This is a genomic window from Aliihoeflea sp. 2WW (assembly GCF_000497755.1).
Classification (GTDB): Bacteria; Pseudomonadota; Alphaproteobacteria; order Rhizobiales; family Rhizobiaceae; genus Aliihoeflea.
In genome coordinates this window covers 93,492-105,550 of sequence record NZ_AYOD01000011.1, presented here as the reverse complement: position 1 = coordinate 105,550, position 12,059 = coordinate 93,492, and the positions used below count along the sequence as shown (strand labels likewise).

Annotated in this window: 3 protein-coding genes; all 3 read right to left on the bottom strand. The window is 65.9% G+C overall.

Annotated elements, in window-relative coordinates:
• Position 1 precedes the first annotated feature (1 nt).
• The 3 genes from opgC to ALII_RS0107165 all read right to left on the bottom strand — a co-directional run bounded on the left by opgC (position 2) and on the right by ALII_RS0107165 (position 11,953).
• On the bottom strand, positions 2-1,186 hold the full coding sequence (gene opgC / locus ALII_RS0107175) for an OpgC domain-containing protein (protein ID WP_081718928.1): 1,185 nt from the start codon (positions 1,184-1,186) through the stop codon (positions 2-4).
• 256 nt (positions 1,187-1,442) lie between these two features.
• Entirely contained in the window at positions 1,443-3,218 is a 1,776-nt protein-coding gene (locus tag ALII_RS0107170) for a glucan ABC transporter ATP-binding protein/ permease (RefSeq protein WP_024586641.1), read from the bottom strand.
• Between the two features lie 215 nt (positions 3,219-3,433).
• Positions 3,434-11,953, bottom strand: a complete 8,520-nt coding sequence (locus ALII_RS0107165) for a glucoamylase family protein (RefSeq protein ID WP_024586640.1) — start codon at positions 11,951-11,953, stop codon at positions 3,434-3,436.
• Between the last annotated feature and the right edge of the window lie 106 nt (positions 11,954-12,059).

The following is a 12,059-nucleotide window of genomic DNA, read 5'->3' as shown; positions in this document are numbered from 1 at the left end:
TCTATCGGTGCTGCGACTGGCCGCTGCGCACCGGGACCGTTGCCAGGTCGCGTCCATGCAGGACGACGCGCTTGGGCTCGCGTGCGGCCTGCGCGCTCTTCAGCAGGCGGCGATACCATTCGATGTAGTAGGCAAGCGCGAACTGAAGCGCGATACCGGCCGTCACGATGACGATGTCGGACAGCACGGTCGGGGCAAAGACGCCGCGCCAGGCCTGTGCGCCCATCGACAGGATCGTGCCGACGACGAACACCGGCAGCGCGTGGCGTCCGAGCACCGCCAGCGGATTGTCGAAGCTCGTGCGGAAGAGGTTCGAAAGCTGCGGCAGCGCATAGAGAAGGTAGCCGGCGGCAAGCACGTGCAGCATCCGCGGCAAGGAGAGGAACGTTTTGTCGAAGCCGGTGAAGATCTTCGGCAGGCCCATCGAGACGTCGATACCCCATAGCGGGACACGGACCCAGAGGAGCGCGGTGACGAGGTAGAGCGCCGCCGCGCCGACCAGCCAGCGATTGACCGGCAGCGAGCCGCCCCGCTTGACGTGCATCATGACGGCCATGCCGATGACGAACAGGAACTGCCAGGAGAACGGGTTCAGGAACCAGTAGCCGCCATTGGGAAACTGCGGCGGCGCGATCGGCAGCAGGCCGGCGACCATCCACAACAGGCCGGACGCGACGACCATCCAGCCGATGCTCAGCGTCCCGATCAGCAGGAACAGCGGCAGCAGCAACAGCACGATGCCGTACATCGACAGGATGTTGTTGTAGCCGAGCTGGTGGCCGAGCGTGACGATGCCGATCAGCGACGCTGCCGTGTCGGTGACGACCGGCTCGATATTGATCTTGGCAAGCAGATGCGGCGCGCCGAAATAGAGCGCGAAGAACGAGAAGATCCCGAGCGTCGCCATCGTGGTGCCGAGCTGTGCGATATAGAGCACGCCAGCGCGCCGCCACGTTTTGAGCGTCGTGATCAGCCGGTTGCCCGCCTCGAATTTCAGCCCGTAGGCCAACGCCGCCGAGACGCCGGAAATCAGCACGAAGGCTTCCGCGGCATCGGAGAAGCCGAAGTTCTTGTGCGTGATCACCTCGATCGGATTGCCCGGGACGTGGTTGATGAAGATCGACAGCAGCGCGACGGCGCGGATGACGTCGATCCGTGTATCTCGAACGGGGGTCTTGGCATTCATCATGCAAATCGATTCCAACGGTGCGAAACGGGTTCATGCCGCTTCGCAGGCCAGGCGTCCCTTCCTGCGGTGAAGACACCGCTCTGACAGCATCGCCGGACGGAATTGCGGCAGCGCTCGAAGCATGTCGTCAACGCGTTAAGTACCGAATCCGATCCGCGGGGAGGATCACGTTTCGCTAAACTTCGTTTCAGCAGACGCTGAAATGGAAGAGGCCGCCGAGTCGGCGGCCTCACATTCCGCATGGTTGCTTGGCTCAGGCGGCTTCGATGGCCGGCGCCAGGCGGAAGGAGCGACGCACTTCCTCGTCGTTCAAGAGCCCGCCTGCGCGCAGGAGACCGGCAAAGCGGCCGTTGCTCTGCGCGAGTTCGGCAAAGCCGCCCATTTCGACGATGCGGCCGCGATCCATGAAGATCACCATATCGGCGTCGCGAACCGTCGACAGGCGGTGGGCGATGACGAAGGTGGTGCGGTTTTCGCGCAGCCGGTCGATGGCCTGCTTGACCTGCTCCTCGGTCTCGACGTCGAGCGCGCTCGTCGCCTCGTCGAGGACGAGGATCGGCGCATCCTTGAGGATGGCGCGGGCGATCGCGATCCGCTGGCGCTCGCCGCCGGACAACTGCCCGCCGCGCTCGCCGACGAGCGTGTCGTAGCCGCCGGACTTGCCGAGGATGAACTCTTCGGCGGCGGCGGCGCGCGCGGCGTGATGCACGTCGTCATTGAGCGCCGAGTCGCGTCCGAGACGGATATTGTCCTCGATCGAGCGGTTGAGCAGGCCCGCATCCTGGAACACCGTCGCCATCTGGTGACGCAGCGAATTGCGCGTGACCGTGCGCGTGTCCACGCCATCGACATAGATCGCGCCCGAATGCGGGTCGTAGACGCGCTGGAGGAGGTTGATCAGTGTCGTCTTGCCGGCGCCCGTCGGGCCGACGATCGCAACCGTCTGGCCGGCACCGACGGAGAACGAGATGTCGCTCACGCCTTCGCTGGTGCCGGGAAAGCGGAAATTGACGTTGTCGAAGACGATGTTGCCGTCGACCCTGTCGAGAACCTTGGCGTCATAGGCCTCGGCGCGCTCCTCGACCGAATCCTCGATCTCGTAGAACGCTTCGAGCTTGGCGCGCGCCTCGAACACCTGGTTGACGAAACCCGTCACCTGGTCGAGGCGGCTGATCAGCAGCGTGGCGAAGCCGGTGAAGGCGACGACGTCGCCGATGCGCAGTTCACCGCGCGAGACGAGCAGCGCGCCGATGATGAGCACGACCATCATCGAGATCGTCGAGGACAGGCGCTGCAGCGCGCTGGCCAGCGCCCACCAGTCGAGGACCGGATACTGGGCGCCGATCAGGCGGCCGATATGCTCCTTGAGCGCCTGCGTCTCCTGCTGGATGCGGCCATAGCTCTGCAGAACCGACACGTTGGAGACCGAGTCGCTCACATGGGCGAAGACCTTGTGATAGTGCTGCTCGACCTCGGCCTGCCCTTCCTTGGTCTTCTTCATGACGAGACGGCTGATGATGACGTAAGTCGTGCCGAGCGTGAACAGCACCATCGACATACGCAGATCGAGCGAGATCGCGGTCGGGACGAGAAGCACGAGGGCGACGGCCGTCGACAGATGCTGGCGCATGAATTCCAGCCACAGGCTGAACAGCGCCTCGACGGCCCGCAGCAGCGTATGCAGCGAGTTGGACGTGCCGCGCTTGGAATGCCAGGCGAGCGGCATGGTGATGACGTTTTCGTAGGAACGCGCAAGGACGTCGCCGCGCACGGCGTGCGCGAGCCGGTCGGCGCCGCGCGAGACGAGCACGAAGGCGATGATGTTGAACACGCCCAGACCCGCCCACATGGCCAGCGCCGGCGTCACGTCCGTCTTTTCCGAGATCGAGTCGATGATGCGGCCGAAGAGGATCGGCTCGGCAATGGCGACGATCGCGAGCAGGACGTTGGAGCCGCAGATGATCGCGACCTTGCCGCGGGCGACGGCAAGATAGGTCAGCGCTCTCCAGTACACTTCCACTAGGGACACAGCATCAGGCCTTTCAGCGTTCATTGTGCGCCGCAACATAAATGACGCTACGTCAGGTTGCGGACTTGGACAATCGGGTATGTGGGGGACGGGTTTCGAATTTCGCTACAAGAAGAGCGAACGGTCGTTACTTTCCGTGATGCTTTAACAATCGGAAATGTTTGATCAATTGGGAGCGTGCGCCGCAAATGCGGTACCAATGCGGCGCCTGATGACTAGCCCAATTCACCGTTTGCGACGGTAACGACGACCTCGTGATGGCCCTGATCGGCAAGCTTTATTTGCTGCACCTGCGTTCCGTCAAGAACAATCGATTTCGCCGTACCGCGCACGATCGAAATTCGATACTCGGCCTGGCCGAAACGCATTTTCGCGTGGAATCCCGGCCAGTTGGAGGGAAGGCGCGGATCGATGGAGATCGTGTCGCCGATCCGCTCGATGCCGAGAATCCCTTCGACCGCGGCCCGATAGAGCCACCCTGCCGACCCTGTATACCACGTCCAGCCGCCCCGTCCGGCGCGGTCCGCTTCCGAATAGACATCGGCGGCCACGACGTACGGCTCGACGCGATAGGCGTCGGCCGCAGCCCGATCACGCGAATGGTTGACCGGGTTGATCACGGAAAAGGCGTGGTAGGCGTCGTCGCTGCGACCGAGTGCCGCAAGGGCAAGGACGAACCACGTGGCGGCATGTGTGTACTGCCCGCCATTCTCGCGCACGCCCGGCGGATAGCCCTTGATGTAGCCAGGCTCCTTCGGCGTGTTCTCGAAGGGAGGGGTGAAAAGACGGATCAGATCGTGCTCCTCGTCGAGCAGCCAGTCCTGCGCGCTCGTCATCGCCTGGCTCGCGCGGTCCTTCGGGCCGAAGCCCGACAGCACCGCCCAGGACTGGGCGAGCGAATCGATCCGGCATTCGTCGGACTGGCTGGAGCCGAGCGGCGAGCCGTCGTCGAAATAGCCGCGGCGATACCATTCGCCGTCCCATCCGGCATCCTCGATCGCGATCTTGAGCTGGTCGAGATGGCGGCGCCATGCCTCGGCGCGCCTGGCGTCGCCGCGTTCGTCGGCGATGACGGAGAAGTCGCGCAGCGTGGCGGCCAGGAACCAGCCGAGCCAGACGCTTTCGCCGCGGCCCGCTTCGCCGACGCGGTTCATGCCGTCGTTCCAGTCGCCGCCGAGGATCAGCGGCAGGCCATGCGGCCCGGTGCGCCTGACGGCAAGGTCGAGCGCGCGCGCGCAATGTTCGTAGAGCGACGCGCTTTCCTTCGAGGGCTGCGGCGTGAAGAAGGCATCGTGCTGGCCTTCCTGCAACATCTCGCCTTCGAGGAAGGGCAGTGTTTCGTCGAGAACGGCCGCATCGCCGGTCACGGTCACATAGCGATGCGTACCATGCGCCAGCCAAACCACGTCGTCCGAGATCATGGTGCGAACGCCGGCGCCCGAGCGCGGCAGCCACCAATGCTGCACGTCGCCTTCGCGGAACTGGCGCCCGGCGGCGTTCAGGATCTGCGCGCGGGCGAGTGACGGGTCGTGAAGGAGAAGCGCCAGCGTGTCCTGCAACTGGTCGCGGAACCCATAGGCGCCACTCGCCTGGTAGAAGGCCGCGCGGGCGCGGATGCGGCAGGCGAAGGCCTGATAGGGCAGCCACGTGTTGACCAGTGCATCGAAGGCCGGATCGGGTGTTTCGACCTGCAGCGCATCGGCGAAATCGCGCCAGCTTTCGACGTTGCGCGTCAGGCGCGCGTCGAAGGATTGCTGGCGGTGATGCTGCACGAGATTGCGCGCCTCGGCGAGCGAGCCCGCATCGCCGAGATAGAGCGTCAGCATCTCCTCGGCGCCCGCGCCGATGTCGATGTCGAAGGCGACGGCGCCGCAGATGTCGCGTCCGGCCTCGGCCGTCCGGGACAGGGAGGCTGCCGATACGACTGCCGCCGGCCGCTCCGACGAGCCGCGCAGGCCAAGAAACTCGGCCCGGTCGCAGGTGAAGGACTGAACCGTTCGGTCACCGGCGAGAAACGCGACGCGGTCGCCATAGTCGAGATGATAGGGGTTCGTCGCCGTCACCATGTCGACCGTTGCGTCATGCCCCGGCACCGTGGTCGCGCTGCTTCGGGTGCGGTTCACGCCCATCACCCATTCGACATAGGCATAGACGCGCAGGCGCTTCGGCATGTCGCCAGTGTTGGAAAGCCTGAGCCGCGAAATGCGGATTGGGTCCGCGGGATCGACGATCTGCGTCAGCTCGGCCGCGATCCGGCCGCGCTCGACGGCAAAGGTCGAGGAACCCTGGCCATGCCGCGCTTCGTAGATCAGAGAGGGATCGCGGAGCACGGCGGCGATCGGCGAGAAGGCCTCGTTCGTATCCCGGTCGACGATATAGAGGCCTTCGCCCGGCCGGTTGGTCACCGGATCGTTCGTCCACGGCGTGATCTGGAAGTCGCGGCTGTTGCGGCTCCAGGTGAAGGCGGCGCCCTCGGCCGAAACGTGGAAGCCGAAATTCTCGTTCGCGATCACGTTGATCCAAGGCTGCGGCGTGTGGCTGCGCCCATCGAGCCGCACGACATAGGTGCGCCCATCGTCGGCAAAGCCGCCATAGCCGTTCCACATCGCAAGGCCGGTTCCGTCGGCAGCGGCCACCGGTGCCAGCCGTACGACGGGCTTCGCCGCTTGCGCGGGCGCAAGCGCCCGGCGTTGGCCGAGTTCCTGATGCGCGATCGCCTCGGCACGGTCGATCTGGTCGAAGATCGTGCCGTTGCGCGTGTGGAGCACCACGCGCGCCACCGCGAGCAGCGTCTTGTAGGTGCGGTCGTCCATCAGGTCGCGGCGCACGGCGAAGATGTGCTGGCGCGGCCCGAGTTCGCGCCCGCGCATGCGGCTGTTGTCGCACAACTGCTCGATCGCCTGCTGCAGATCCTGCACATAGGACGAGGCCTGCTCGTTGACGATGACCAGATCGGCGACGAGGCCGTGCGTGCGCAGATACTCCTGCATGCGAAGCGCGGAGGCGACGATCTCCAGATCGGCGACGTCGGCGATGCGCAGCGCGAAGATCGGAAAATCCCCGGAGATGCTGGTCGGCCAGAGCGCGGATTGCGAGCCGAGACCCTCGATGATCGATTCCGACGGCGCACGCAGCGCCGGGTCGGGATAGAGGAGATAGCGCGCGAGCTTCTGGACGCCGGCGGCGTCGGCAAGCGAGAGGCCGACATGGCGCGTCTGCACCTGCGAGCGCGTCCAGGCGAGCATTGCCTGCCGTTCGAAGGATTCGGGATTGTCGAAGCGGGTCGCGGCGGCGCGCGCATCGTCCTCGGTCGCGGTCACGACGGTCCAGAAAGTCAGCGAGACCTCCTTGCCGGCCGGCACGCGCACCTTGCAGCGGATCGACAGGATCGGGTCGAGCGTGAACCCGTCCTTGCCCTCGAACGCCGCATTGCGGTCGAAGGCGGCGGGGTCGACGATCGAGCGGCCGCGCCCGAGGAATTCGCGCCGGTCGGTCTGGGCGCGCGCCTCGCGCGAGATGCCGGCGCCGGCGGTGACGAAATGCGCGAAGGCGACGTCCGCCTCGCCCGGCGCGCGTTTGTTGCGCCGCGCCAGGATCAGGCTGCCTTCGTTGGCGATGGTCGTCTTGACGAACATCTTGGAGAAGGCCGGATGCGCCTGGTCGCTCGCTTCCGGCGCCAGCGCGAGTTCGCCATAGGAGGTGATCTCGAGATGCTGGTCAGCGTCGCCATTGTTGGAGATGGTGATCCGCCGCGCCTCGCCATTCGCCTCGGAGGTGACGATCGCCTCGACCTTGGTCGTGATCGGGCCGACGCGCTTCATGAACGTCGCCTTGTCGTCGCTGAAGATCGCTTCGGTCCGCTCGTTCTCTGCGGCCTTCGGGTCGCCGGTCGCCGACCACCATGCGCCCGTCGCCGGGTCCGAGACGAAGATGAAGGTGCCGGAACGGTCCTCGACCGGGTCGCCCGACCAGCGCGTGACCGCGATATCGCCGCAACGGCTGTAGCCGGTGCCCTTGGCCGTGAGCATGACGATGTAATAGCCGTTCGACATCAGGCTGGTGGCCGGCAACGCGTGGACCGGGTCGGCGACGACGCGGATGTCCGAGCTCGTCTCGACCTCTTCCGCCGTCGTGCGGTCGCCAGCTTCCGCGCGGGCCTTGGTGGCCGGCACGTCGCGCGGCGCCTTTTCCTGCAGCAGCAGCTCTGCCGCCTCGATCACCGCGTCGGAATGAAAGCGGTCGCGCATGCGACCTTCGAAGACGACGTTGGCGATCGCGACGATCGACATGCCGGTGTGGTGGGCCATGTAGTTGCGTACGACGGCGCAGGCGGCGCCCGTCGGCACGCGCGTCGGGGTGAAGTCGATGGCGTCGTAATAGCCGTAGCGGCCACGTCCGCCGATCGCCTCTAGCTCGGCGAGGTTCAGCACCGCCTCGCGCGGCTTGAACTGCGCGGCGAGCAGCGTCGCATAGGGCGCGATGACGGTGTTCTGCGCGAGGCCGCGCTTGAGGCCGAGGCCGGGCACGCCGAAATTCGTGTACTGGTAGGTCATCTCGCGGTCGCGCGCATTGTAGGCGCTTTCCGAAATACCCCACGGAATGCCCTTCGAGCGCGCATAGCGGATCTGGCGGGCGATGATGAGATTGTTGGTCTGGTTCAGGATGCCGCCGAGCGGCTCCTTCATCACCAGCGGGGGCATCAGATACTCGAACATCGACCCCGACCAGGAGACGAGCGCGCCGGAAAAGCCGACGAGCGTCACCGGACGGCCGAGCCGCATCCAGTGGTCCGTCGGCAAATCGCCCTTGGCGATGGCGAAGAGGCTCGTCAGTCGCGCTTCGGAGGCCAGCAGATCGTAGCAGGCCTCGTCGAGCTGGCGTTGGTCGACGCGATAGCCGATGGAGAGCAGCTTGCGGTCGGCGCGCATCAGGAAGGAGAATTCCATCTCGAAGGCGAACTGGCGTGCCCGGTCGCGCAGCGCGATCAGGTCGCGGCGCAGGGCTGTCACATGCGCGTCCTCGATGTGGGAATCCGCGATGTGGGACTGGCAGGTCGCTTCGAGTTTGTTCGCCCAGAGCGCCAGCGTCTCGCTGGCGCGCGAACCGATTTCCTCGTCGATGGATCGCGCCAGCTTGCGGATGTCGGCGGCGAGGACCGCGAGATTGATGGTACGGATCGCGGCCGTTTCGGGCTCGCTGCGGATCGTCTCGACCGCGCGGCGCATGCCGTCCACGCGCTCGCGCAGGCGCTGGCGAAGCGGCCGGAGCGGACGGCGGTCGTCCGGCAGTTCGTCGAGGCTTTCCTCGAGGATCGTCACGCAGTCGAGGATGCCGGTGTAGTCGCCCTGGAGATGCGCGGCGGGCGCCTGCGCCCAGATGTTGCAGGTCGCCGCCACGGTGACGAGGTGCCCGGCCAGATTGCCGCTGTCGACCGACGAGACGTAGAGCGGCAGGAGCGGCTTCAGCGTTTGCGTGTCGTACCAGTTGTAAAGATGTCCGCGGTGACGCTCCATGCGCTCGATCGTCGAGATCGTGCTTTCCATCTGCCGCACGGCATCCGCCAGGCTGATCCAGCCGAAATCGCGGGCTGAGACGATCGACAGGAGATAGATGCCGATATTCGTGGGCGAGGTGCGCGGTGCGACGACCGGGGAGGGGGTCTCCTGGAAATTGTCCGGCGGCAGAAAATTGTGCTCGGCCGTAACGAAGGTCTCGTAATAGAGCCAGGTCCGTCGGGCGGCAGTGCGCAGCTTGGCGGCATCGGCCGGATCGACGACGAGTTGGTCCTCCGTCTCCGCCGAGCGGCTGATCAGCCAGGCGAAGCTGGGAGCGCCGGCCCAGAAAAGTAGGAAGATGCCGGCCACGATGACGCCGGTCCGCTCGCCGATGACCGCGACCGAAAAGCCGACCAGCGCGATCACGAGCGAGCCGATCATCATGGCGTGGTAGGTCGGCAGCGTCTCCCCGCCGCGCGCCGCATCGGAGGCCGTCCGCCATTCGAGCAGCTTGCGACGGGTGAAGAAGACCCGGGTGAGCGTGCGGACGATCGCGTCCGCAGACGCCCATGCCTGATGCGCGATGAGCAGGACCTTGAGAACGACCTGCGCGGTCGCGAATGCGAATTCGCGCGCCAGCGCCGAGAAATGGCTGCGCAATGTCGCCTCGGAATTGCGCGGCATGAGCGCGTCGACGATCGAATAGGTCAGTGCGAGGACGAGGCTCAGGATCAAAAGCGCCTGCCATTGCGCGGCATAGGCGAAGGGCAGCAGCGTCCAGCCGGCGATCGAGGCCAGCACCCAGGAGATCGGCGTCAGCGAGCGGCGCAGATTGTCGATCATCTTCCAGCGCGACAGGCCCGGAATTTCCGAGCGCGGATCGAGGATGAACGGCAGAAGCTGCCAGTCGCCCCTGATCCAGCGATGGTTGCGCGAGGCGTCGACCGAATAGCGGGTCGGATAGTCCTCGATCAGTTCGACGTCGGTCACGAGCGCGCAGCGCGCCCATGCGCCTTCGAGAAGGTCGTGGCTGAGGACGGCGTTCTCGGGAATCCGGTCCTTGAGCGCGGCCTCCATCGCGTCGATGTGGTAGAGCCCCTTGCCGGTGAAGGTGCCGGAATCGAACAGGTCCTGATAGACGTCCGAGACGGCGAAGACGTAGGGGTCCATGCCGCGATTGGCCGAGAAGATGCGCTGGAAGAACGACGCCTCGTTGCCCGTCGTCAGCGACGGTGTCACGCGCGGCTGGAGGATGCCGTAACCGGTGAGGATGCGGCCTGTCCTGGCGTCGATGACCGGTCGGTTCAGCGGATGCGACATCTTGCCGACGAGCTTGGCGACCGCGTCGCGCGTCATGCGCGTGTCGGCATCGAGCGTCAGCACATATTGCACGTTCGCCGGCAGCGGCGTCGTCGGTGCGATGAAGGTCGTGTCGAGGTCGCCGCGCAGGAGCGCGTTGAGCTCGTGCAGCTTGCCGCGCTTGCGTTCCCACCCCATCCAGGCGCCTTCGGCCTCGTTGTACAGCCGGCGGCGGTGGAGGACGTGAAAGCGCGGTCGATCCTCTCGCGGATAGCGTGCGTTCAGCGCCGCGACACGCTTGCGGGCGTGTTCGAGGATTTCCATGTCCTCGACGGTCTGCTCCGACTGGCTGTCGCGCCAGTCCGAGAGGATGGCGAAGTCGAGTTCGCCCTGCATGTTGGCGAGATAGTGCACCTCGAGATTGTGGAGTGCGTCCTCCACGTCGTCGCGCGATCCGATCAGGATCGGCAGCGCGACCAGCGTGCGCGCATGGGCGGGCACGCCGTCCTTGTATTCGTAGCCGATCAGCCGGGTCGGCTCGACGAGCAGCGAGGCAACGGTGTTGAAAAGGCCGAGCGCCGCCTCGCTCGCCGGCAGGAGGAACAGCGCCAGAAGCAGCGTCACCGCGAATGTCGACAGGCCGATGCCTTCGAGCGTGAAGCCGACGGCGATGAGCAGGAGCCCCGTCAACAGCGCGGCCGGAAGCACGATCCCCATCCATCCGGTGCGCTTGTAGAAGCGGCGGACCCGGCTCGGCCATTTCGGCGCATAGCCGATCGCCTGCTCGAATTCCGGCCGACGCGGACCAACGACGAAAATCCCGATATCGGGACAGGTCTGCTGGCCGATCGCGATGGCGCGGTCTGCGGCCATGGCGATCGCGCGCTCGGTCACATCGCGCTCGGAAAGCTCCGTCCCGCCGGCCAGTTCCTCGATCGCGCGCCGGTACTGGTCGCGCGACTGGAAGTCGAGTTCGGCGAAGTCGGTATGCGCGCGCAATGTCCGGTCGACATGGCTCAACTCCTCGAACCACACGGTCCAGTCCGTGTCGTCGACGAGCCGCAGGCCCTTGATGATGTTGCCGGTTGTGACGTTGCCCGCCGACAAGGTGGCATGCTCGCGCCGCGCGACTTCCTCGGCATCGAGGTCGAAGCGCTCGAGCTCGGTCTCGAGCCAGCCGAGCGCGCTCGCGGCATATTGCGTGCCGTCGCGCAGGCGGAACAGTAGCTGGGTGGCGAAGGTCGTGTCGCGCGCATGGGCGTCGTAGGCGGCCAGAACCCGCAGCTCTTCCTCCACGGAGCGCTGCGCCAGCGCCTCGTCGGCGACCTTGTTGGCCACCGCGCGCATCTCGTGCGCGCGCTTCACGCGGACCGCGAGCCGGCGCAGGTTCTCCACCAGCACGAAGCGCAGCAGCGAGGGCAGTGCCCACAATTCGCCGATCGACAGCGGATCGACCTCCTGGAAGGCCGCCACCATGGTCTCGAAACCGGCGACCGAGATCGCGCTGTCGCATTGCGCCACGTAGGTCCAGGCTAGGACCAGTGCGCGCGGCACCTGCCGGCCGTCCGGCAGCGTCGTCAGCGGCAGCTTCTTGAAGAAGCGCGGCGGCAGGTCGCGGCGGACCTGGAGGATGGTGTCCTCGACGAGATAGTGGTTGTCGAGCAGCCAGTTCGCTGCCGGCGTGACCGGTTCGCCGTTCTGTTGCGCCGTTCCCAGATAGGTCACGACCGCGAGGATCGTGTCGGCGTTCTCGTTGGCCCGCTGGCGCAGATCAAGCTCGAAAAGGTCGAACTCGGCCTCGAAGCGCCCGGCCGCGAGGTCGTAGCCCAGCGCGTGCAGGGTCAGGTCTTTTCCGGGGGCGAAGCGAATGGGCGTATCGACTGCAGCAGGCAGGAGCGGAGCGGCGTCGCGGATGCGGGCCGGATCGGTCTGGATGTTCATGCTCAAAAAGAATCCGTCTAAGCGCTGTCGAACGCCCGACGCATGTCAGGCGGACGCTAAACCGATTCAAACGCGATTGGTTTCACGAAGGTAAGGGGGAGGCCGC

Coding starts and splice junctions, on each gene's coding strand:
- opgC (WP_081718928.1), bottom strand. CDS start 1,186: ATGAATGCCAAGACCCCCGTTCGAGATACACGGATCGACGTCATCCGC.
- ALII_RS0107165 (WP_024586640.1), bottom strand. CDS start 11,953: ATGAACATCCAGACCGATCCGGCCCGCATCCGCGACGCCGCTCCGCTC.